The 20,928-nt window shown below is 69.6% G+C and carries 19 protein-coding genes; 9 read left to right on the top strand and 10 right to left on the bottom strand.

Going from position 1 to position 20,928, the window contains the following annotated elements; genetic code table 11:
- Positions 1 to 180: 180 nt before the first annotated feature.
- Complete coding sequence (locus J2W78_RS14305) at positions 181 to 1,062, bottom strand: hypothetical protein (RefSeq protein WP_253371509.1); 882 nt, start codon at positions 1,060 to 1,062, stop codon at positions 181 to 183.
- 205 nt (positions 1,063 to 1,267) lie between these two features.
- On the opposite strand from J2W78_RS14305, the gene panE reads away from it, so the two are divergent.
- Positions 1,268 to 2,206, top strand: a complete 939-nt coding sequence (gene panE, locus J2W78_RS14310; RefSeq protein WP_253371511.1) for a 2-dehydropantoate 2-reductase — start codon at positions 1,268 to 1,270, stop codon at positions 2,204 to 2,206.
- Positions 2,207 to 2,228: 22 nt separating this feature from the next.
- On the opposite strand, the gene J2W78_RS14315 is transcribed toward panE, so the two are convergent.
- On the bottom strand, positions 2,229 to 2,417 hold the full coding sequence (locus tag J2W78_RS14315) for a hypothetical protein (protein WP_253371513.1): 189 nt from the start codon (positions 2,415 to 2,417) through the stop codon (positions 2,229 to 2,231).
- Positions 2,418 to 2,512: 95 nt separating this feature from the next.
- Between J2W78_RS14315 and J2W78_RS14320 the strand changes: the two genes are divergently transcribed.
- From J2W78_RS14320 to J2W78_RS14330, 3 genes are all read left to right on the top strand, one after another.
- Positions 2,513 to 3,862 (top strand): RsmB/NOP family class I SAM-dependent RNA methyltransferase, encoded by a 1,350-nt coding sequence (locus J2W78_RS14320; protein ID WP_253374041.1) that lies wholly within the window; start codon positions 2,513 to 2,515, stop codon positions 3,860 to 3,862.
- A gap of 134 nt (positions 3,863 to 3,996) precedes the next feature.
- Positions 3,997 to 5,025, top strand: coding sequence for an alpha/beta hydrolase (locus tag J2W78_RS14325; RefSeq protein WP_253371515.1), 1,029 nt, complete (start codon positions 3,997 to 3,999; stop codon positions 5,023 to 5,025).
- A gap of 107 nt (positions 5,026 to 5,132) precedes the next feature.
- Complete coding sequence (locus J2W78_RS14330) at positions 5,133 to 5,744, top strand: phosphatase PAP2 family protein (RefSeq protein ID WP_301288586.1); 612 nt, start codon at positions 5,133 to 5,135, stop codon at positions 5,742 to 5,744.
- Between the two features lie 186 nt (positions 5,745 to 5,930).
- On the opposite strand, the gene J2W78_RS14335 is transcribed toward J2W78_RS14330, so the two are convergent.
- Positions 5,931 to 6,158: a hypothetical protein gene (locus J2W78_RS14335; protein ID WP_056195039.1), complete on the bottom strand. Its 228-nt coding sequence runs from the start codon at positions 6,156 to 6,158 to the stop codon at positions 5,931 to 5,933.
- A gap of 169 nt (positions 6,159 to 6,327) precedes the next feature.
- Between J2W78_RS14335 and guaA the strand changes: the two genes are divergently transcribed.
- Together guaA and J2W78_RS14345 are read left to right on the top strand one after the other, a co-directional pair.
- Positions 6,328 to 7,893, top strand: a complete 1,566-nt coding sequence (guaA, locus tag J2W78_RS14340; protein ID WP_253371519.1) for a glutamine-hydrolyzing GMP synthase — start codon at positions 6,328 to 6,330, stop codon at positions 7,891 to 7,893.
- A gap of 30 nt (positions 7,894 to 7,923) precedes the next feature.
- Positions 7,924 to 8,874 carry a DUF6925 family protein gene (locus J2W78_RS14345; RefSeq protein ID WP_437178543.1) on the top strand — a complete coding sequence of 317 codons (951 nt, stop codon included), beginning with the start codon at positions 7,924 to 7,926 and terminating at the stop codon, positions 8,872 to 8,874.
- Positions 8,875 to 8,942: 68 nt separating this feature from the next.
- Here J2W78_RS14345 and J2W78_RS14350 read toward each other — a convergent pair whose 3' ends face one another.
- The 6 genes from J2W78_RS14350 to J2W78_RS14375 form a co-directional block, all read right to left on the bottom strand.
- A complete protein-coding gene (locus J2W78_RS14350) occupies positions 8,943 to 11,273 on the bottom strand; it encodes a TonB-dependent receptor family protein (protein WP_253371520.1) in 2,331 nt (776 codons plus the stop codon).
- Positions 11,274 to 11,333: 60 nt separating this feature from the next.
- A complete protein-coding gene (locus J2W78_RS14355) occupies positions 11,334 to 12,704 on the bottom strand; it encodes a PepSY-associated TM helix domain-containing protein (protein ID WP_253371522.1) in 1,371 nt (456 codons plus the stop codon).
- 39 nt (positions 12,705 to 12,743) lie between these two features.
- Positions 12,744 to 13,112, bottom strand: a complete 369-nt coding sequence (locus J2W78_RS14360) for a hypothetical protein (RefSeq protein ID WP_253371524.1) — start codon at positions 13,110 to 13,112, stop codon at positions 12,744 to 12,746.
- A gap of 165 nt (positions 13,113 to 13,277) precedes the next feature.
- Positions 13,278 to 13,685, bottom strand: a complete 408-nt coding sequence (locus J2W78_RS14365; RefSeq protein ID WP_253371525.1) for a hypothetical protein — start codon at positions 13,683 to 13,685, stop codon at positions 13,278 to 13,280.
- 171 nt (positions 13,686 to 13,856) lie between these two features.
- On the bottom strand, positions 13,857 to 14,516 hold the full coding sequence (locus tag J2W78_RS14370; RefSeq protein ID WP_253371527.1) for a 3-oxoacid CoA-transferase subunit B: 660 nt from the start codon (positions 14,514 to 14,516) through the stop codon (positions 13,857 to 13,859).
- 107 nt (positions 14,517 to 14,623) lie between these two features.
- Positions 14,624 to 15,364: a CoA transferase subunit A gene (locus J2W78_RS14375; RefSeq protein WP_253374043.1), complete on the bottom strand. Its 741-nt coding sequence runs from the start codon at positions 15,362 to 15,364 to the stop codon at positions 14,624 to 14,626.
- Positions 15,365 to 15,733: 369 nt separating this feature from the next.
- On the opposite strand from J2W78_RS14375, the gene J2W78_RS14380 reads away from it, so the two are divergent.
- Positions 15,734 to 17,635 carry an AsmA family protein gene (locus J2W78_RS14380; protein ID WP_253371529.1) on the top strand — a complete coding sequence of 634 codons (1,902 nt, stop codon included), beginning with the start codon at positions 15,734 to 15,736 and terminating at the stop codon, positions 17,633 to 17,635.
- Between the two features lie 36 nt (positions 17,636 to 17,671).
- On the opposite strand, the gene J2W78_RS14385 is transcribed toward J2W78_RS14380, so the two are convergent.
- A complete protein-coding gene (locus J2W78_RS14385; RefSeq protein WP_437178542.1) occupies positions 17,672 to 18,928 on the bottom strand; it encodes a D-alanyl-D-alanine carboxypeptidase family protein in 1,257 nt (418 codons plus the stop codon).
- A gap of 168 nt (positions 18,929 to 19,096) precedes the next feature.
- Between J2W78_RS14385 and J2W78_RS14390 the strand changes: the two genes are divergently transcribed.
- Together J2W78_RS14390 and rnd are read left to right on the top strand one after the other, a co-directional pair.
- Complete coding sequence (locus J2W78_RS14390) at positions 19,097 to 19,486, top strand: hypothetical protein (RefSeq protein WP_253374045.1); 390 nt, start codon at positions 19,097 to 19,099, stop codon at positions 19,484 to 19,486.
- 95 nt (positions 19,487 to 19,581) lie between these two features.
- Positions 19,582 to 20,736: a ribonuclease D gene (gene rnd, locus J2W78_RS14395; RefSeq protein ID WP_253371531.1), complete on the top strand. Its 1,155-nt coding sequence runs from the start codon at positions 19,582 to 19,584 to the stop codon at positions 20,734 to 20,736.
- Positions 20,737 to 20,928 lie beyond the last annotated feature (192 nt).

Here is a 20,928-nt window from a genome sequence, read left to right on the forward strand (position 1 = left end):
CGGAATGCAGGATGGCCAGCCGGCCGGGTAAGCCTAGCCGCAGCCCGTCGGCACAACCAGCCTCGAAGCGGGCGTCCCTCACAGCGTTTTATGGGTAGGAGCGAAGAAGAGCCTCTCCCGAGAAGCCGGTTCGGCCCTCCCTCATTCTAAGCCCCGCACCGTATTCGCGGTCGCAGGGCCTCACAGCTTCGGATCGGCGGGGGCGTTCGGGCTCTTTTCCGGAGCAGGCTGCTTCTCCAGGGCGGCGACCAAGTCTTCGGGGCTCAGCTCGACGAACTTCCGCAGGATCTCCTGGAAGTCCGCCTGCCTGTCAGCCGCCGGGCAGGACTCGCCGTTGCGCTTCAATTCGCTGCGCACCTGCGCTTCGATCGGTGCCATCTCCGGCTGGAGCGCGGCCATCCTGGCTTCCACGCCGGCGCGCTGCTTGCCGGTGGTGGAGACGTCACAGTCCTTCAGCACGCGCTGCACCGACAGCCCGATCACGTAGGCCGCAATTCGCTGCTGCGACGGCGCAGGCGGTTCGGCGGGGGCAGCCGGGGCGGCAACCGCGGCGGACTTGGCCGGCGTGGCATCGCAGCGCCGCAGGGACTCGTAGCCCGCCGCGAAATCCGGGATCCGGAAATCCGCGTCGCTGTCCTCGAAGCGCAGGATCACGGTCTTGGCCGCGAGCAGATCGGGAACGACGCTATCGGGCAGCTGGGTGCGCAGGGTCTTCCCGTCGCCGATCCAGGTCGTCTTCACCTTGATCGGCTTCTTGTCGAGGAAAAGCGGCACCTTGACCGACTCCTCCTTGTCGAAGTCCCATCCCTGATAGACCAGCACAAGCGCGGCCGAGGAGCCCCGGAGAGCGAAGACGACCGCATTGGCAGCGTTGTTGTCGTCCTTGTCCTCGTAGGCATGGGTCATGATGCAAGGATTGGCACTGGTATCGCCGACCGTCCGCTCGACTTCCCACCCCTTCACAACTTCGAAAGGCTGACGTTCCGCGGCCGAAACGGGCTGTGCGACGAGGGCGGGAAGTAGTCCGGCCACCAGAACGGCGAGGGTCGGAAGGGTGCGCATGGGTGAAATCCGCGGAAGCCAGCAATCGCCGGTGCGGAATGCAGGGGCCGTCTGGTGGATTCAAGCTTAGCGGCCGGAACGTTACGATTCCATCGTGGCGCGCGGCACGCCGCCGTCTCGAAAATCGCCCTCGCATCCCACCTCCGGCGGGGTGCGGGCGGCGCCGCTTCGGCCTATGTGAGGAATCAGCAGGAAAGGGAGGACGATGCGGATTCTCGTGGTCGGAGCTGGCGCGACGGGCGGCTATTTCGGGGCGCGGCTCGTGGAAGCCGGGCGGGACGTGACGTTTCTGGTGCGCCCGGCGCGCGCAGAAAAGCTGGCGGCGCGGGGCCTCTCGGTCCGCAGCCCGGTTGGCGACATCCGGATCGACGCGCCGAAGACCGTGACGGCGGACGCGCTCGCCGGGGCCGGGCCGTTCGACCTCGTCCTCCTCTCGGCCAAGGCCTACGACCTAGACTCGGTGGTCGCGGACGTAGGCCCGGCCATCGGAGCCGACACGGCGGTGCTGCCGATTCTCAACGGCTTACGTCACCTCGACGTGCTCGATCAGGCGTTCGGCGCCGACCGGGTGCTGGGGGGAAGCTGCGCCATCGTCGCGACGCTAACGGGTGACGGCGAGATCCGGCAGATGACCGATCTGCACACCCTCACCTACGGCGAACGCGACGGGTCGCGCTCCGAGCGGATCGGACGCATCGAGGCGCAGATGGAGGGCGTGCGGTTCCAGCCGCGGGCCAGCGACAAGATCCTGCTGGAGATGTGGGAGAAGTGGGTCTTCCTCGCGACGCTCGCGGGATCGACGACCCTCATGCGCTCGGCGCTCGGCGACATCGTCGCGGCGCCCGGCGGCCGGGCCTTCATCGAAGCGCTGCACGACGAGTGCCAGGCGGTGGCTGCCGCCAACGGAAACGCCGCCCGCGAGAAGGTCTTCGCCGGCGCCCGCAAGATGCTGACGGCGGAAGGTTCGGCGATGACCGCCTCGATGCTGCGTGACATCGAGGGCGGCGCCCGCATCGAGGCCGACCACATCATCGGCGACCTGATCGCGCGCGGGCAGTCCAAGGGCGTGGAGACGCCGGTGCTCGCCCGGGTGCTGACGCATCTCAAGGCCTACGAGCACCGGCGCACCCGCGAGGCGGCCTGATCCGCCCCGCCCGCGCCGTTCGTCAGTAGCGGCCGGGCGGCGGCGGGGGCGGGTTGCCGTATTCGAGCTGCGTCTTGGCGTCGGGCCGGCGGGCGGGCGGCGGCACCGGGTCGAGGCTGGGCGCAGCCGGCGCGGTGGAGCAGGCGGCAAGCGTGAGCGCGAGCAGGCCCGCGCACATCAGAGGCTTCAAACTCAGGTTCACGGACGGCATTACAAGGGTCCTTTCCTCACTTGTCCTTGACGGACAGGGCCATCGTGCCGTTCTGAACGTCCAAAGTGCCGGAAGCTCGGCCTTATCGTGTCGGGCTGCGGGTCCAAGCGTGGCCGCACCACGGCAAGTTTAACGAAACGTTTCCGGAGCCGATCCTGACCCCCTCCGCCCGCCTCTCCGCCGCCATCGAGATCCTCGACGACATCGCCGAGCGCCGCCGCCCGGCCGCCGACGCCCTCAAGGATTGGGGGCTTGCTCACCGCTTCGCCGGTTCGGGCGACCGGGCGGCGATCGCGAGCCTCGTCTATGACGGGTTGCGGCGCCGGGCCTCTGCCGCCTGGGTCATGGGCGCGGAGAACGGTCGGGCCATCGTGATCGGCATGCTGCGCCTCCAGCGCGGCCTCGCCGAGACCAGCATCGCCTCGCTGTTCGACGGGGCGCGCTTCGCCCCCCCTCCCCTGACCGAGGACGAGCGCAAGCGGCTGACGGAGGGAAGCCTCGCCGACGCGCCCCCCGAAGTCGCCGGCGATGCGCCGGCCTTCGTGCTGCCCTCGCTGACCGCGCTGCTCGGCGATGCACTGCTGCCCGAACTGCGGGCGCTCGGCCGCCGGGCACCGCTCGACATCCGCGCCAACACCCTGAAGCAGAGCCGCGAAGAGGCCTTCGCGGCATTGGCCGACCTCTCGCCCGAGATGACGCCACTCTCGGCGCTGGGCCTGCGCATTCCGCTCGGCGAGGACGGGCGCGGCCCGGCGCTCCATGTCGATCCGCTCTTCCTGGAAGGCGGATTCGAGATCCAGGACGAGGGTTCGCAGATCGCGAGCCTGCTCGCCGGGGCAAAGCCGGGCGAGACCGTCGTCGATCTCTGCGCGGGCGGGGGCGGCAAGTCGCTGGCGCTCGCCGCGATCACCGGCAACGCCGCTCACATCATCGCCACCGATGCCGACCCGCGCCGTCTCGCCCCGATCCACGAGCGCCTGCGCCGCTCGGGAGCGCAGGTCGAGGTGCGCACGCCGCGGACCGGCAAGGCGCGCTCCGACGTGCTGGCGCCTCTCGACGGCACGGTCGATCGGGTTCTGGTCGATGCCCCCTGCACCGGCACCGGCACGTGGCGCCGCAACCCGGACGCCAAGTGGCGCCTGCGGCCGGGCAGCCTCGCCGGCCGGATCGCCGAGCAGGCCGAGGTGCTCGACCGGGCGGCCCGTCTGCTGCGCCCCGGTGGAACCGTCGTCTACGTCACCTGCTCGCTCCTGCCCGAGGAGAACGACGCCGCCGTGGACGGATTGCTCCAGCGCAGCCGGGCGATCCGGCCGGTGGCGACCGATCTCACCTCCGTTCCCGGTCTCGACGAGCGGGTCCGCAAGACGGCCCGCGGCATCCAGATGAGCCCGGCGCTCACAGGTACCGACGGTTTCTATGTCGCGACAATGACACGTAAAAGCTGATCCGGGGCCGGATCGGTTGAGCGCTGATCCCGTTGTCCCCGGAACCGCGCGGGGGATAGGCCGGGGCAGCCGCCACGGACGGGATTCCCGCGCATTGTCGCGGCGGGAGTTTCGATGACGGCGAGGCCGAGACCATGACGTTGCACCGGCGAGCCCTGCTCGCGGGGACGGCTGCGGTGCTGACCGGAGCCGAGGCGCGGGCGCAGGGGGCGGATGTCCCCCCGGCCGTGCGTCTTCCGGTGCGTCCGCAGACCGGCGACGTCGTCCAGCCGCTGCCGAAATCCGCGCCCGGCTCCGACCTCGAAATCATCGATCTATGGCCGGACCTGCCTCCGGGCGGCGGCGGGCCGTTCCGCTCGGAATATCGGTTCGACGAGACCTTGACCGGCGTCATCACCGGCGTGGTGCGACCCTGCCTTCTCGTGATCCGCCCCCAGCGCCCGAACGGTGCCGGCATCCTGATCGCGGCGGGCGGCGGCTATCTGCGCATCGACATCGGCAACGAGGGTCTGCCGGTCGGGCAATGGTTGGCGCGCGCCGGCATCACCGCCTTCGTGCTGGTCTACCGGCTTCCGAGCGAGGAATGGCGCGACGGCCCCGACGCACCGCGCCAGGACGCGCAGCGGGCCATGCGCCTCGTGCGCTGGCGGGCGGAGGAGTACGGCCTCGACCCCGACCGGATCGGCGTGCTCGGCTTCTCCGCGGGCGGCCACCTGATGGGCGTGACCGCGACCGATGCCGAGCAGGATCTCTACGACGACACCGACGAGGCGGACGGCCTCAGCGCCCGCCCCTCCTTCGCCGGGTTGATCTACCCGATCGTCACCATGCGCGCGCCGTTCGACCGGACCATGTCGAGCCGTCGGGTGCTCGTCGGCGACGACCCGCCCGATGCGCGGCGGCGGGCCTACTCGGTGGAGGTTCAGGTCAACGAGCGCACGCCGCCGGTCTTCATGGTCCAGGCCTCCGACGACCGCATCGCGGTGACCGACCATCCGCTCCTGATGTATGCCGCCCTGCGGGCGGCGAAGGTGCCCGCCGAGATGCACCTGTTCGAGCGCGGCGGCCACGGCTTCGGACTCGGCGTGCCGGGCAGTCCCGCCGCGGCATGGCCCGCCCTGTTCATGGCCTGGATGCGCGGCCACGGTCTGCTGAAGTCGTAGCGACGGGCGGTGACCGCTTCCGCACGGACACCGGTCAGCGCTTCGGATGCCCGCTCGCGGACGCGTCCGGTGCCGCGAACGATTGTCGGTCCTGGGCGTTTAGGGCCATGCTTGCGAAGACACCGAGACGTTCGATCCACGCCCGAGCCACGCGAGTGGCCGCAGGCATTGAGGTGGCCGACGTCGCATCCGGGGTCTCGCTCGCGCGGGCGAAGGATCATCCGGCTGTGCAAGCAATGGGATCGGCCAGCGAAATCGGCAGCTGGCAGGCTCTTTTCGCTCTATCGGCCACGGCTCTTGCCCTTGGCATGGTCGCCCGCGACCGCCGTCTCGCGCGTGCGGGACAGAACATGCTCGCGGCGGGCATTGTGGCGAGCCTCGTGAAGACGACGATCAAGCGGACGGTCCACCGCACCCGTCCCAACGTGTTCATGGACGAGGGGCTCTATTCGCGCGGTCGGCCTGGGACCGGCGATGGCCCCTGGCAGTCCTTCCCCTCGGGGCACGCAGCCCTGAGCGTTGCCGTGGCTCGATCGGTAGCGCGTGCCTATCCCGGCTTCGCGGCCCCGGCCTACTGCGCCGCTGCCGCCATCGCGACCACACAGGTCGTCCGCGGCGCGCATTTTCCCGCCGATGTCATGGCCGGCGCCGTGATCGGTATCGCAGCCGAAGCGGTCAGCCACCGCCCCTTCACGGATGAAGCTCGGCGACACGGCTGACGGGACCGCGGTTTATCGAGGCAAAGCCCTGCTCCACCGCCGCTAGCGGGCTAAAAGCTCGGGACCGCGGCTTCCCTTCCGGTGCGGACGGCGCCCGAAGATCGGCTCCGCGCGATAGCGAGCACGCCGAACAAAAACGGCCCCCGTTTCCGGGGGCCGCTCGTCGCTCTGAGTGAGGCGCCGTGATCAGAAGCAGCGGCGCTCGCGCGTGATGACCACGCGGCCGAACCGGCCACGACGCTTGGTGACGACGGTCTTGCAGCGCGGACCGCGGACGACGCGCCGGCTGTACTGCGCCTGCTGGAAAAGTCCGTCCGTCAGCGGAGCGGCGCCGGAAAGGGGGAGGGCCTGGGCCGGCGCGGCGGCGCCGAAACCTGCGATCGTGACGGCGATTCCGAAGAGGGCTGCTCTCATGGTCGGATGGCTCCTGTCCGTTTCGAGGGGCGTGCCGTGTCGCCCCGAAAGCGTGAACGTGAGATTAACGGCAGCGACCTGAGGACTGCTGCCGATGTCTCCGAACTCCGCGCGCGTTGCGCCGCCCCAAAGCCTCGTCTAACCGGTATCGCAGAAGGCCCGAGGCAGCATGACCATCGACACCTCCCACCACGACAAGATCCTGATCGTCGATTTCGGCTCCCAGGTGACGCAGCTCATCGCCCGCCGCGTCCGCGAGGAGGGTGTCTATTGCGAGATCGTGCCGTTCACGAAGGCCGAGGCCGCCTTCGATGCGCACCGGCCCAAGGGGGTGATCCTCTCCGGCGGCCCGGAATCGGTCACGACGGACTTGTCGCCGCGCGCGCCGCAGAAGATTTTCGAATCCGGCGTGCCGGTCTTCGGCATCTGCTACGGCCAGCAGACCATGGCGGCCCAGCTCGGCGGTGAGGTCGAGGGCGGCCACCACGCCGAATTCGGCCGTGCCGAGGTCGAGATCGTGTCGGACTCGCCGCTGTTCCGGGGCGTGTGGCACGCGGGCGAGAAGTACCCGGTCTGGATGAGCCACGGCGACCGGGTGACGAAGCTGCCGGAGGGCTTTGCCACCATCGCGATGTCGCGCAACGCGCCCTTCGCCGCGGTGGCGGACGAAGGTCGCCATTACTACGCCGTCCAGTTCCATCCGGAGGTGCATCACACGCCCCACGGCGCGCTGCTGATCCGCAACTTCGTGCGTGACATCGCCGGCTGCTCCGGCGACTGGACCATGGGCACCTACCGCGAGGAGGCGATCGCCAAGATCCGCGAGCAGGTCGGCAAGGAAAAGGTGATCTGCGGCCTCTCCGGCGGCGTCGATTCCTCGGTCGCGGCCGTGCTGATCCACGAGGCGATCGGCGATCAGCTCACCTGCGTCTTCGTCGATCACGGCTTGATGCGTCTCGGCGAAGGCGACGAGGTCGTCCGCCTGTTCCGCGACCACTACAACATCCCCCTCGTCCACGTTCAGGCGCAGGATCTGTTCATCGGCGCGCTCGAGGGCGTCGATGACCCCGAGGTGAAGCGCAAGACGATCGGCCGCCTGTTCATCGACGTGTTCGAGGCCGAGGCCGGCAAGATCGGCGGCGCCGCGTTCCTCGCCCAAGGCACGCTCTATCCGGACGTGATCGAGAGCGTGTCCTTCTCCGGCGGTCCCTCCGTGACGATCAAGAGCCACCACAATGTCGGCGGCCTGCCCGAGCGGATGAACATGAAGCTGGTGGAGCCCCTGCGGGAGCTGTTCAAGGACGAGGTGCGCCTGCTGGGCAAGGAACTCGGCCTGCCCGAGAGCTTCGTCGGCCGCCACCCCTTCCCCGGACCGGGCCTCGCCATTCGCTGCCCGGGGATGATTACGCGCGAGAAGCTGGAAGCCCTGCGTAAGGCCGACGCGATCTATCTCGACGAGATCCGGCAGGCCGGTCTCTACGACACCATCTGGCAGGCCTTCGCGGTGATCCTGCCGGTGAAGACGGTGGGCGTGATGGGCGACGGGCGTACCTACGACCACGTCTGCGCGCTACGCGCCGTGACTTCGGTCGATGGCATGACCGCCGACTTCTACCCCTTCGACATGGCCTTCCTCGGCCGCGTCGCCACGCGGATCATCAACGAGGTGAAGGGCATCAACCGGGTGACCTACGACATCACCTCGAAGCCACCCGGCACGATCGAGTGGGAGTGATCCCGGATCCACCCGATCGAACCACACACGATGGAGTCCGGTCTTCCGGCTGCGCCCCTGACACCATGGGCAGAGGCCGCTGACGTCGAAGCGCTGCTGCGCGGCGCCCTGGCCGACGCTGATGTCGCCTGGAGCCTCGGCAGCTTTGGTGCCATCGCCGAGTTCATGCGCGATGCCGGCGAGTCGGTGTGTCCGCTCCCCGACGCGCGGATGGGTCTCGCCACCGCCCGCGGCGCCATCGCCCTGACGCCGGCCGCCGATCTCAGGCCCTTTGCCTACGAGACCGGCTTCTCCGACGGCTACAACCATGCCGTGGCGTTGTGCCTGCCCGAATCCGCCTGCGCCATGAGCGGGCGGAGCGTCGTCACCGAACTCGGCCCCGACAGGGAGGCGGCGCGCGCGGAGGAACGGGCGGCGATCCTGTTCGATCTGGGACTCGGGCTGCTGGCGGTCGATGCCTGCGTTCGCACGAGCGACCCCGAGGCCGTCGCCTGCCTGCGGGCCGGCGTCGGCCGGCCGGTCTTCGCTCCCGGCAGCCCAGTCGGCCCGCGCCTCGTGGCGATGAACCCGCACCGGATCTTCTGCACGCGGATCGGCCGGATCGAAGTCTATGCGCCGATCCCCGGCCCCGGCGAGACGAGTCCTGAGGGGCCGCACACGCATGTTCTGCCCGAATTGCTGCGAGCCGGACGCACCCATGCGGCGACGACGCCGATCCCCGACGGCTTCGTGCCCTGCGGCGGAATGCACCCGCCACATTCCTACAAGGACGCGTTGGGCTGCCGTATTCCCTTCGACCCCGCCCGTCACGCGGGTTTCCAGGCCTTGCTGGAACGCTGGGGCGATCCGGATCTCCTGTCGGTCAAGCGCGGGATGACGCCGTCGAAAGCCGTCTCACCGAGACACGCCCGATCGGCCCGCCGCGCCGCCGAGATGCAAGCTCGTCTCCTCCGCGGCGAGGACGCCGCCGAGCGTGCTTGATGCCGGAGCCTGCCTTCTCCGCCATGCGCGGAGAGGGCCGGCCGAGGCCACAGGGCAAACGATCGTCCTCAGAACGACAGCTTCATTCCCGCCACGAAGGTGCGCGGCGGCCCGGCGAAGATCGAGCCCGTCGTGCCGGTGAGGGCGGCGCGGCCGTTCTGGGCGCCGGTCGCCGCGTTGAGCGTGTTCGCCAGCGGGTTGGCCGAACTGACATAGGTCGTGTCGAAGACGTTGCGGAGCTCGCCGTACAGGTCGATCCGTCGGGCGTAGCCGTTCGGCAGCAGCGCTGCGTAGTGGATGTTGAGGTTCAGGATCGCGAAGCCCGGCACCTTCAGGAAATTGGCGTTGTCGATGAAGTAGCCGTCCTGTGCCACCACCTCGGCAAAGCCGCCGAGCCCGGCGAGGGCGCCGGCCGGCACGTCGTAGCCGATCCGTGCGAGAAGCTGATGCGCCGGCACGCCGGGAATGCGATTGCCGGTCCGGTCGAAGCGGGCGGTGAGCGCGGCGGCGCTGAGCTGCTCGACGTAATCGGTGTAGACCTGATCGTCGAAGGTGTAGGCCAGCACCCCGCGCCAGCCCGGAGCGAAGGTCCAATCGGCCCCGACCTCGATGCCGCGATGCTCGGAGGCCGGCGCGTTGAAGGTGTAGTTCAGCAGGCCCGCCCCCGGCGACTGCGTGACGAACTCATTGTGGAAAAACTCGTAGAAGCCGGTGAGGCTGAGCCGCATCCCTTCGAAGGGCATGAAGTCGGTGCCAAGATCGAAGCCCAGATTCTCCTGCGTCTTCAGGTCGGTGTTGTTGCCGGGCAGGCCGGTGGCGTTCACGAACATGCTCGAGAAGGACGGCGTCGCGTAGCCGGTGGCCACCCGGCCGCGCAGGGCCCAATCCGGATCCGGTCGGTAGACCAGGGCGAGTTCCGGCGCGACGTTGAGGAAGCGGCGGTCGGCCTGCGCCAGGGTCGATAGCGTGTCGGCGGCCGTCGTCGCGAAGGTGCGGTTGCGCCCGACGATGCTGGATTCCTCCGCGCCGATGCCGGCCACCGCCGTCCATTGCGGTGCGAGTTCGAGTTCGAGCCGGGCCCGGCCGCCGAGGTTCGATTGCAGCGCCTCCTGCAACCCGATCAGGGCGCCGAGGCGGGCTCCGCCATAGGGCGCACGGTTGTAGACGGAGGCCGCGATGTCGACCGCGCTGTAAGCGAGCGCCACGCTGCCGACGGCCGGCAGGCCGAACAGCTCGCCGCGGCGGGTCAGGTCGGTCTGCACGAAGTATGACGGCAGGCTGCCGCGTCCCGAGGTCGTGTAGAACGGCTGGTTGTAGTTGCGCTCGTCGAAGCCGACCTGCACCCGCCACGCCGTCTGCGCGTCGATGTCGTGCTCCCAGCGCCCGGCGACGATGGTGCGCCGGTCGTTGCGGCGGAACGCGCCCTCGCTCGCCGTCACCGGCACCCGCGGGCCGAAGGCCCCGTTCGCCAGGAGGCCGAAGGTGGTGCAGCCGGGTGCTGCCGTCGCCGCCGCGTCGCAGCCGCGCTGGTACGGGTTGATCCGGAACTGGTCGAGCGAGGCCCGGGCGGGGATGTTGGCCGTGACCTCGTTGTTGATGACCTTGAGGGTGAAGCGGTTGTCGGGGCTCGGCGTGTAGCTCGCGAGCAGGTTGATCGTCTGGGTGTCGTAGGAAGAATGGTCCTGATAGCCGTTGGCGCGCACATCGCTGGCGAAGAGGCTGATCTCGAACGGGCCGCTCACGCCGCCGACGCTGTAGTAGTGGCTGAGGTAGCCGAAGCTCCCGGCATCGATGCCGACCTCGTAGCCGTTGATCTCGCGGCCGGTGCGGGTGCGGAAGGCGAGCGCACCGCCGGTGGCGAAATTGCCGAACAGCGCCGATTGCGGCCCGCGGAACACGTCGATGCGCGAATAGGCGCGGGGATCGACCAGATCGAAGCGCGAGGCGCCGTCGGGCTGGGTGACGGGGAAGCCGTCCTCTAGCACCACCATGTTGCGGGTGACGCCGGTGGCGCGGGCGTTGTTGCCACGGATCGAGATCACCACGTCGCGCCCGCCATTGCCCTGGCGCAGGGTCACGCCGGGGCTGTCGAGCAGCACCGTGCCGATGGACGTGGCGGGGCGGTTGGCGATCGTCCCCTCGCGCCCGACCGCGGTGACGACCTGCCCGGCCGGACGCTCGATGGCGAGGGGGGCCGCACCCGGCGGGCCGGAGACCCCGAAGCCCGTCGCACCGGACCCGGCCGCCGCTCGGCGCTGCGGCGTGCCCTCGCCGGTGACGGCGAGTTCCTCCAGGGTGATGGAATCACCGACGGTCTGGGCTGGGGCCGCCCCCGACAGGGTGAGCGGCGCAGCGGCGAAGAGCCAGGCGGCACGGCGCGCGGCGGGGTGGGAACACATGGGACGGCTCGTAGCATCGTGAGATCGGGGCAGGCCGCGGCGGCCCGCGAAGGGCGGGCGTCAGGTGCGCGCGGCGGGGCGCAGGCCTTGGACGGCGAGGTCGAGGCCGATCAGGGCCAGGATCGCGAGGCCGGTCAGCGGGAACAGGGCGCCGAGGCCGAGCATCAGAGCGGTGACGGTGGCGACGACGCGCCGGTCCCGGGGCCAGGGCGGCGTGCCGAGGCGTCCGGCCGGGCGTCGCTTCCACCACATCACCGCGGCGGTGACCGAGAGCAGGATCGTGCCGAGGCAGAAGGCGAGCATGGCGAACTGGTTCGCCCGTCCCCAGAACTCACCCTTGTGGATGCCGATGCCGTACTGGATCGCCCGCGCCACGGGACCGAGATCGGCGAAGCGCACATCGATGATCGGCTGTCCGCTGTACCGGTCCAGGGAGACCATGCGCTGACCCGTGACGTCGCGCGGATAGGCGGAGGCGGCGTAGACGCCGGTCTCCGTCAAAGGCAGCGCCAGTTCGAAGCCGCCGGGCAGAGCCATGTCGCGAAGGGTCTCGACCGCGCGGTCGATGCCGAGGGACGGTGCTCCGGAGGGGGGCGATCGCGGCATCGGCGCGTCTTCGAGCGCCCAGCCGGCACTGTCCAGCCGCGCGCCCATCGGCACGGTGGAGACGGCCTTGCCGGCCCAGAGCTGGGCCGGCTGGCCGAGCCCGGCCCGGTTCGACCACGCCCGCAATTCCTGCCCCCACCAGACCGACCAGGGCAGACCGGTGAGCGCGAGAAACAGCAGGCCCGCCCCGGCGAACAGGCCGGTGGCCGCGTGAAGATCGCGCCACCAGACCCGGCGGCGCGGCGTCTCGCGCAGGCTCACGGCGCGACCCTGCCCTTGCGGCCACCAGAGATAGGCGCCGGTCACCACGAGGATGATCGCGAACCCGGCCACGATCTCGATGAGGGCGTTCGCCGCCGTCCCGAACAGGGTGAGGCTGTGCAGCCCGCGCACGATCCCGAAGAACTCGCGATCCGCGGCGACCCGATCGAGCACGTCGCCGGTATAGGGGTCGAGGTAGACGAGCAACTTGGCCCCACCCTCGGCCAGGGTCACGAGGGCCGAGGCGGCGGGGCTGGCGGGCTCGGTGTAGGAGAGCGGATTGCCGTCCGGCACCGCCTGCATGGCGTTGAAGATCAAGCGGTCGGGCCCGAGCGGGGCTCGGCCCAAGGGCGCGACCGTCGTGCGGTGGGCGAAGACGGTCGCGTTGATCTCGGCCTTGAACAGGTAGAGCGCGCCGGTGGCCGAGAGCAGGATCAGGAAGGGCAGGCAGAGCAGGCCGGCATAGAAGTGCCAGCGCCATACGGCACGGTAGACCGCATCGCGCGAGGCGCGCAGGGCCGGCGCGGCGGTGAAGCCGCCGGTGCCCGACAGGGTGGGAGGCATGGGTTCGAAATCCGCGTCTGAGGGATCGGGGCGATCGGCTCAGGCGGCGGGCGGACCTCGGGGACTGCTGCCCTGATCGGGCGGTGCGCGGGCTTGGATCGTCCCCGCGGCGTACCACGGCACGGGGGCGGCGCGCGGCGGCCAGACCGCGACGGTGGAGGCGGCTTGCGCTAGCGGCAGGAGATGGACCGCCTGGACCTGCGTGCAACAGGTGTGATGGCCGCAGGGCTGCTCGTCGTCGGCCGGCGTACCGGAGGGCGCCAGATGCTCCGCGCAGAGGACGCCGCCCTCAAAGCGCGGCAGGGCGGGCGCGAGAACCGTGAGGAAAGCCTGGATGACAAGCGCGTAGAGCGCGATCACTCCGATGATCGCCCGGCCGTGCACGGATCGGTGCGGGCGCTCGCGCATGGCCACGCTTCTAGAGCATCATCCCGAAAGGTGGCTACCGGCTTTGGGAAAAAGATGATGCAAAACAAGAGCCGCGAGCACCGTGCCGGATCCGATATCCGGCGTGATGCTGGCGCGGCCGGTTAACGCGGACGCGCGGGTGGCGCGCGTCTCGCGACGCTGGAATCAGGCCGGCATGCCGGCCGGCTCGAACAGGAAGTCATCGACGGACGGAATCGTCACCGCGAGGCTCGCGCCGTAGCTCGCCTTCGACAGGCGCCAGGGCCGCTCGGAGCGGGCGCGGATCGCCTCGGAGGGCCGCAGGCGGCGCAAGCCACCGTCCTCGCCCATCTCCTCGATCGTCAGGAAGCCGTAGACCTGCAGGCGCGAGGCGATGAGCTTGGTCTCGCGGTCGTCCGCCGGAACCCGCAGGCTGCCCGTGGCATAGACCGCATCCATCAGGTTGCGCTGGTCGCTCCTCGACCGGCTGCGGGGAGGCTCGCCCGCTCCAAATGCCGCGTTGATGGCGCCCTGCCGCGCGGCTGCAGGCCGACGGAAGGGAATGACGTTGTCCGTTCCCGGAACGCTACGCATACACAGGTACCTTCGTATCGCGGAAAGCTCCCCGACCGGCGCGCTCTCACGGCGCCGTCCGGTCGATGCGAAGCTTTCGACGATCCCGATTAATGCCTGCTTAGCCATGCCCGGCCGGGGGGCGTGGAAGGCGTCCCGAAACGGGCCGCCTCCCCTGTCGGCCCTCGCGTCTCAGTTCAGGGCGACGGCGAAGTCCCCTTCGGTCTTGGCGCGAATCTCATCCTCGGTGACACCGTCGGCGAGTTCGACCAGGGTCATCCCGCCATCGCCCTTCTTGTCGATGGTGAAGACGCCGAGATCGGTGATGACCATGTCGACCACCTGCGTCCCGGTCAGCGGCAGGTCGCAGGCCTTCAGGAGCTTGGGTGCTTCCGAGCCGTCCTTGCCCTTGGCGACGTGCTCCATCACCACGACGACCTTCTTGACGCCGGCCACGAGGTCCATCGCCCCGCCCATCCCCTTCACCATCTTGCCGGGGATCATCCAGTTGGCGAGGTCGCCGTTCTGGGCCACCTGCATCGCGCCGAGGATCGACAGGTCGATATGTCCGCCGCGGATCATTCCGAACGAGTCGGCCGAGGAGAAGTAGCTCGTGGTCGGCAGCGCGGTAATGGTCTGCTTGCCGGCATTGATGAGGTCGGGATCCTCCTCGCCCTCGTAGGGGAACGGCCCCATGCCGAGCATGCCGTTCTCGGACTGCAACTGCACCGACATGCCCTCGGGGATGTAGTTCGATACCAGCGTCGGAATGCCGATGCCGAGGTTCACGTAGAAGCCGTCTTCCAGCTCCCGGGCGGCGCGCTCCGCCATCTGCTCACGGGTCCAGGCCATTGTCTTGACGTTCCCTCGGTTGGCGCATCTTCGGGGTGACGATGCGCCAGCCGCCGCAGGGGCGGCGACGCGCCGTCGCGCTCATAGCCTCTCGGCCGATGGTCGAATCAGATCTGGCCGCCGCCGGCCGCCGCTGCTGCCTGGGGCTCCTTGCGCTTGCGCACGGTGCGCTGCTCGATGCGCTTCTCGCGCGCCGGCACGTGGAGGATGCGGCCGATGAAGATGCCCGGCGTGTGGATGTGGTCGGGGTCGATCTCGCCCGGCTCGACGAGATGCTCGACCTGCGCGACCGTCACCTCCGCGGCGGTGGCCATCATCGGATTGAAGTTGCGCGCCGTCTTCCGGTAGACGAGGTTGCCCTCGGTATCGCCCTTCCAGGCGTGGACGATGGCCAGATCCGCGAACAGCCCGCGCTCCATCACATAGCTCTCGCCGTCGAACTCGCGCACTTCCTTGCCCTCGGCGACCTTGGTGCCGACGCCGGTCTTGGTGAAGAAGGCCGGGATGCCGGCGCCGCCGGCGCGGATGCGCTCGGCCAGCGTCCCCTGCGGGTTGAACTCGATCTCGAGTTCGCCGCCGAGATACTGGCGGGCGAATTCCTTGTTCTCGCCGACATAGGACGAGATCATCTTCTTGACCTGACGGGTGTCGAGCAGCTTGCCGAGACCCACGCCGTCGATGCCGGCATTGTTCGAGACGATGGTCAGGTTCTTCACGCCGGAGGCCTGGATCGCGTCGATCAACTCGTCCGGGATGCCGCACAGGCCGAAGCCGCCGGCCATGATCGTCATGCCGTCGCGCAGGAGGCCGGCGAGCGCCGCCTTCGGATCCGGGTAGACCTTCTTCATCGACAGCGTCCCTTCCTCGTCTTCCGCCAGGGCGGGCCAAGATTCGTTGGCCACGATACAATGTCCGAGAATCGGCGGCCGGCCGCGCTCCCGATCGATGGCGACCGGGTGTGCAACGCGAAGCGGGCTCCGTCAAACCGGCGACGCATTTGTGCGCAATGCAAAAACCCCGCGCCGTAACCGTTCGCCCGGTGCGCGAGGCCGACTCTCATCGAGGAGGCGGCCCGCGCCGTCCACCGCGTTGCGGGCCGGCTTTCCCCCGGTCGCGAGACAGAAGGACCGGAACCGGCTAAGGACTCGGAACGCACGGCTCGCCACGCCGATGCGGTTCGGCCGAATCCGATCCGCGTCGCCTGCCCACGGAGTGCAATGTCGCTGCGCCGCACCTTTTCCACCCTCGCACTCGGACTTGTTGCTGCGGGGTTGGTGTCTGCCTGTCTGCCTTGGTCGATCGAAGCTCCTGGCGCGGCCCGCTTCGTCAGCCGGGGCCTGCAACAGGGCTGGGGCGTGGCGCTCGACGCCCGGGGACGCACGGAGGTCGTGCTGCTGCCGCTCCCCCGGATCGTGTTCGAGGATATCCGCCTGACCGAGGGCGATGCCGCCGGGCCGGTGCTGGCTGCGGGCGGGAATCTGTCGCTTCAACTCGGTCTCGCTGCCCTGCTCACCGGCCGGGTCGAGGTCGATTCCCTGACGCTCGACGGTTCGGAGTTGGTGCTGCCGCAGGAGGCGGGGGATACCCGCTGGTCCGCGGCGGCCGAGCGTCTGACCCACAGCATCGCCGGCGAGGACGGTGACCGGCCCCGACGGATCATCCTCGCCCGCTGCGCGCTCAAGGGCCGCGACCCGCGGGACGGAACGCTGCAGACGGCCCGCGACGTCGATCTCACGATCTCCTGGCCGGCCTGGAGCGAGAGCCTCGCGGTGAATGGGGGGCTGCGCTGGGGCGATGGCAGCGCCCGGATCACGCTCACGGGTCTGCGTCCCTACGCGCTCTTCTCCGGGGGCGAGAGTCCGTTCACCGCCGCCCTGACATGGCCGACGGGTTCGCTGAGCGCCGAAGGCAGCGGCAGCCTGCGCGACGGCCTCAAGGCCTCGGGCACTGGCAGCCTCCAGACGCGATCCCTTCACAAGACGCTGGCCCTGACCGGCGGAGGTGTCGCTCTGTCGCCCTTCGTCGAGGATTTCGCCGTGGAGGGCAGCTTCGAGGCGGCCTCCGGCCAGATCCAGTTTCCGAGCGTCACCGTGCGCAGCGACGGGAACGTGCTGGAGGGGGCCGGCTCGGCCACCTTCGGCCCGCAGCGCAACGCGGTACAGGCCACGCTCGCCGCTGAGAACCTCAACCTCTCGCCGTTGCTCGCTGGGCTTCTGCGCCTGACAGGCTTCGATCGTGGGACCGACGATGCAGCTTGGCGCGGCCGGTCCCTCGCCTTGCGTCCCTTCACCGGGGGGGACCTCGATCTGCGGATCTCCGCCGGCAATGCCCGGATCGGGCCGGTGCAAATGACGGATCTCGCCTCCAGCGTTCTCGTGCGCGAGGACGGCATCGAGGCGTCGCTCGGCCGCGCCAACGTACGCGGCGGCATGGTCAAAGGTCGGGTTTCGCTTGCGGCCGATGGGAGCGACGCGGCCCTGACCCGCGTGAAGGCGCAGGGCAGTTTCGACGGGCTCGATCTTGGCGCCTTGCTGGACGATCTCGGCCAGTCCCGCTGGGTGCTCGGGGCGACGCGGGGCAGTCTCGCGCTGGAGGGAGCCGGCCACGACGTCGATGCCCTGGCCCGTTCCGTGTCGGGCCGGGTTGCGCTGGAGAGCGCGGACGGCGCCCTGTCCGGCCTCGATCTCGCCGATGTGGTCCACCGCGGCGGCGCGGTGGCGCCGGGGGCCCTGGCCCGGCGCAACGGCCGGACGCCCTTCGAACACGCCGCCGTGACCCTGCTGTTCGCCGATGGCGTCGGAGAGATCGTCGAGGGCCGGCTTGCCTCCCGCACCCTCGGTGCGTCCCTGAACGGACGTGTCGCCCTTGCCGACCGCCGCTTCCAGGCGCGGGCCGAAATCCTGTCGCGGGCGACCGCCTCTGCCGACGGGGCGTCAACCCCCGCCACGCTGTTCGAGATCGGTGGTCCCTGGGATGCCGTGAGCGTCCGGGCCAGCGCCGCGCCGCGTCCGGCCGGGGGCGAGGCACGCCCGCCTGTCGCCCCCGATTCCTTCCAGAGGCCCGGCGCCGATCTGCCGCTTGGCATCCGCGCCTACGTGCCCTCGAACACCGCCCCCTGACATCCGGACCGGCGACGTCCGGTCAGGGCGTCGGTCTCAGGAGTTGCCGCTCGCCGTACCGGCCGTGGACGTGCTGCCGGCGCCGTTGCCGCCCTTGGCCTTCTCGAAGGCGCGGCGGACGAGGTCGGTGCCGACTTCCAGCGCCGCGTCGAGTGCTCGCTGCGACAGGGTGCCGGCCTCCACCGTCTCCCCGGCGTAGACCGGCTGCTCCAGGGCGAGGGTGTCACCGCGGGTGACGCGCAGGCGGCCGACCTCGCGGCCCTGCGCCACCGGCGCAACGAGCGGCCCCTGGTAGACCACCTTGGCGGTCACCCGGTCCGAGGTGCCGCGCGGCAGCAGCAGGCGCACCGGCTTGTTGGCCACCACCGGCAGCGAGCCCTTCTCGCCGCCGAAGACAGAGACGTCCGCGATCGTCTCGTTCGCGTTGAAGACCTGCCGCGGCTCGAAGGCACGGAACCCCCATTCCATCATCTTGCGGGCTTCCGCCGCGCGGTCGCGCGCGGTCTTGAGGCCCGAGACCACCATGATAAGCCGCTGGCCGTTCTGCACCGCAGAGCCGGTGAGCGCGTAGCCCGATTCTTCGAGATAGCCGGTCTTCAGGCCGTCGGCGCCGATATCGAGGGTCAGGAGCGGGTTGCGGTTCTGCTGCTTGATCTTGTTCCAGGTGAACTCGCGCTCGGAATAGATCTTGTAGAACTCGGGGTAGGTGTCGATGAGGTGCTGGCCGATCCGCGCCATGTCGCGGGCGGTCACCTTCTGGTCGGGGGCCGAGTAGCCGGTCGCGTTGCGGAAGGTCGAGCGCGTCAGCCCGATCTCCTTGGCGCGCTGGTTCATCATCCCGGCGAAGGCGTCCTCGGTGCCCGCCATGTTCTCGGCGATGGTGATCGCCGCGTCGTTGCCCGACTGTACGATCAGGCCGCGCAGCAGGTCGGAGAGCTTGATGCGGCTGTTGACCTGCGCGAACATCGACGAGCCGCCGCCCCCGGCTCCGCCGCGGCGCCACGCGTCCTCGGTCACCGTGAACTCGGTGTCCATGGAGAGACGCCCCTCCTTGATGGCGCGGAACACGATTTCCGCCGTCATCAGCTTAGCCATGCTCGCCGGGGAGAACGGCTCGTCGGCGGCCTTCTCGAACAGCACCGAGCCGGACTCGGCATCGATCAGGATCGCGTGCGCGGCCGCCGTCTGGAAGCTTTGGGCGCGCGCGGGCGCCGGATGGAGAAAGGCACTGACGACCGCGGCCAGCATTCCCGCGAGCGCCCAGCGCGCCGCTCGGAACCGTCTCTCACTCATCCTGGCCTCTCCCACGATCCCGTTTGCCGCCCGCGCCGATCAAGCGTGACCTTAGCCCGGATACAATTCGATATCGAAGGCAAAGTTCGATCCCGCAGCGCGTCATGAGCGCGCCGAAGGGGCATGCATATCCTTGTGGAAAACCATGGCAAATCCCATATCAAGTCCATGAAATATCGACGCTTTCACCCCACGGATGCGCCGTCCTCCCGCTCCCGTTGTGCGCCTGCGCCGGCTTCGGACAGTGAGATGCAGGGCGCGTGGCGCACGCTGCCGCTCGAAGGCCGTTTCGAGGTCGTCTACGAGGACGCCCGCGGCGCCTGGACGACCCGCACGCTCGATGCGCGTGAGTTGAAGCTCGGCCCCGGCCGCACCTTGCTCGGTGGCACCGACCGGGCGCACGGGCTTTATCGCGGCTTGCGTGCCGACCGCATCCGCCGTCTCACCGAGCCTGCCACCGGCACGCGGATCGAAACCGGTATCCTTGATTGGCTGCTCGCGCGCGCCGAGGCGCAGCGCAGGGCCCGGAGCGCGCGCATCCCCCGTCGGGCTGCGTGAAGGAGCGAAGTTTTCGTCGCGAAGCGCAATCGCGTGGGGACAAGAGGCCCCTCATCGGCTCGCGGTGACGCACGTCCTTCGGTATAGCCGGTTCTATGGAACTGATCTCCGCAACGCAGGCTCTGTCCGACGCCTGCACCCAACTCGCCGCGCAGCCGTTCGTGACCGTCGATACGGAGTTCATGCGCGAGACGACCTATTATCCGAAGCTCTGCCTGATCCAGATGGCCGGGCCCGACGGATTTGCCTGCCTCGTCGATCCACTGGCGAAAGGTCTCGACCTCAAGCCGTTCTTCGACCTGATGGCCGACGAGAGCACCGTGAAGGTGTTCCACTCGGCCCGGCAGGATCTTGAGATCATCTGGCTGCTCGGCGGGCTCTTGCCGCACCCGTTCTTCGACACGCAGGTCGCGGCCATGGTTTGCGGCTATGGCGACTCGGTCTCCTACGAGCAACTGGTCAACGATGTCGCTAAGGCGCGCATCGACAAATCTTCCCGCTTCACCGACTGGTCGCGGCGTCCCCTGTCCGAGGCGCAACTCGCCTACGCCCTGTCGGACGTCACCCATCTCGTGACGATCTATCAGGTGCTCGCCGCCGAGTTGCTGAGCACCGACCGCGGCCTCTGGCTGGACGAGGAGATGGCGGTCCTCACCTCGCCGGAGACCTATCAGGCCGAGCCCGCACAGGCGTGGCGCCGGCTCTCGGGGCGGATGCGCAAGCCACGGGAGATCGCGGTGCTGATGGAAGTCGCGGCGTGGCGCGAGGCGGAGGCGCAGAGCCGCAACGTGCCCCGCGGGCGCATCCTCAAGGACGAGGCGGTGATCGACATCGCCACCGCCGGCCCCCGCAGCGTCGAGGCCCTGGGCCGCCTGCGCACCATCCCCGCCGGATTCGAGCGCTCGCGCACCGGCACCGAGATTCTCGCCGCGGTCGAGCGGGGTTTCGCCCGCGACCCGTCGCAGATCGCCGTGCCCGAGCGCAGCCGCGCCCGCGGCGGCGGCAACGGCGCCCTGATCGATCTGCTCAAGGTGCTGCTCAAGGCGGTGGCCGAGGCCGAGGGCGTGGCACCCAAGATCATCGCCACCGTCGATGACCTCGAAGCACTCGCCGAGGACGACGCGGCGGACGTGGCCGTGCTCCAGGGCTGGCGCCGCTCCCTGTTCGGCGACAAGGCCCTGGCGCTCAAGCACGGCCGCATGGCGCTCTCGGTCGAGCGCGGCCGGGTCACCGTGCGCGAACTGCCGTAAGCGTTCCCTGTCCGGCGGGCGATGCCCTGACGGCTCGGCCGTGACGAACAGCTCCGTTCTACGCCGAGCCTGCTGCCACGGCTTGCGTTGGCTGGGAGAAGCGGGGAACTGTCATCGCGGCACCTTGGCGTCGGAACGCAGGTGCCGTAGTTCGGGATTAAGTGGCAAGCCATTTTGCCTCTCATTCCCGGC

Source organism: Methylorubrum extorquens, assembly GCF_024169925.1.
In the GTDB taxonomy this organism is placed as follows: Bacteria; Pseudomonadota; Alphaproteobacteria; order Rhizobiales; family Beijerinckiaceae; genus Methylobacterium; species Methylobacterium extorquens_A.

Coding starts and splice junctions, on each gene's coding strand:
- J2W78_RS14325 (WP_253371515.1), top strand. CDS start 3,997: ATGACGTTGCACCGGCGAGCCCTGCTCGCGGGGACGGCTGCGGTGCTG.
- J2W78_RS14360 (WP_253371524.1), bottom strand. CDS start 13,112: ATGCGCGAGCGCCCGCACCGATCCGTGCACGGCCGGGCGATCATCGGA.
- J2W78_RS14330 (WP_301288586.1), top strand. CDS start 5,133: ATGCTTGCGAAGACACCGAGACGTTCGATCCACGCCCGAGCCACGCGA.
- J2W78_RS14350 (WP_253371520.1), bottom strand. CDS start 11,273: ATGTGTTCCCACCCCGCCGCGCGCCGTGCCGCCTGGCTCTTCGCCGCT.
- J2W78_RS14375 (WP_253374043.1), bottom strand. CDS start 15,364: ATGAAGAAGGTCTACCCGGATCCGAAGGCGGCGCTCGCCGGCCTCCTG.
- J2W78_RS14390 (WP_253374045.1), top strand. CDS start 19,097: ATGAAATATCGACGCTTTCACCCCACGGATGCGCCGTCCTCCCGCTCC.
- J2W78_RS14355 (WP_253371522.1), bottom strand. CDS start 12,704: ATGCCTCCCACCCTGTCGGGCACCGGCGGCTTCACCGCCGCGCCGGCC.
- J2W78_RS14305 (WP_253371509.1), bottom strand. CDS start 1,062: ATGCGCACCCTTCCGACCCTCGCCGTTCTGGTGGCCGGACTACTTCCC.
- J2W78_RS14335 (WP_056195039.1), bottom strand. CDS start 6,158: ATGAGAGCAGCCCTCTTCGGAATCGCCGTCACGATCGCAGGTTTCGGC.
- J2W78_RS14315 (WP_253371513.1), bottom strand. CDS start 2,417: ATGCCGTCCGTGAACCTGAGTTTGAAGCCTCTGATGTGCGCGGGCCTG.
- J2W78_RS14385 (WP_437178542.1), bottom strand. CDS start 18,928: ATGAGTGAGAGACGGTTCCGAGCGGCGCGCTGGGCGCTCGCGGGAATG.
- guaA (WP_253371519.1), top strand. CDS start 6,328: ATGACCATCGACACCTCCCACCACGACAAGATCCTGATCGTCGATTTC.
- panE (WP_253371511.1), top strand. CDS start 1,268: ATGCGGATTCTCGTGGTCGGAGCTGGCGCGACGGGCGGCTATTTCGGG.
- J2W78_RS14370 (WP_253371527.1), bottom strand. CDS start 14,516: ATGGCCTGGACCCGTGAGCAGATGGCGGAGCGCGCCGCCCGGGAGCTG.
- J2W78_RS14365 (WP_253371525.1), bottom strand. CDS start 13,685: ATGCGTAGCGTTCCGGGAACGGACAACGTCATTCCCTTCCGTCGGCCT.
- J2W78_RS14345 (WP_437178543.1), top strand. CDS start 7,924: ATGGAGTCCGGTCTTCCGGCTGCGCCCCTGACACCATGGGCAGAGGCC.
- rnd (WP_253371531.1), top strand. CDS start 19,582: ATGGAACTGATCTCCGCAACGCAGGCTCTGTCCGACGCCTGCACCCAA.
- J2W78_RS14380 (WP_253371529.1), top strand. CDS start 15,734: ATGTCGCTGCGCCGCACCTTTTCCACCCTCGCACTCGGACTTGTTGCT.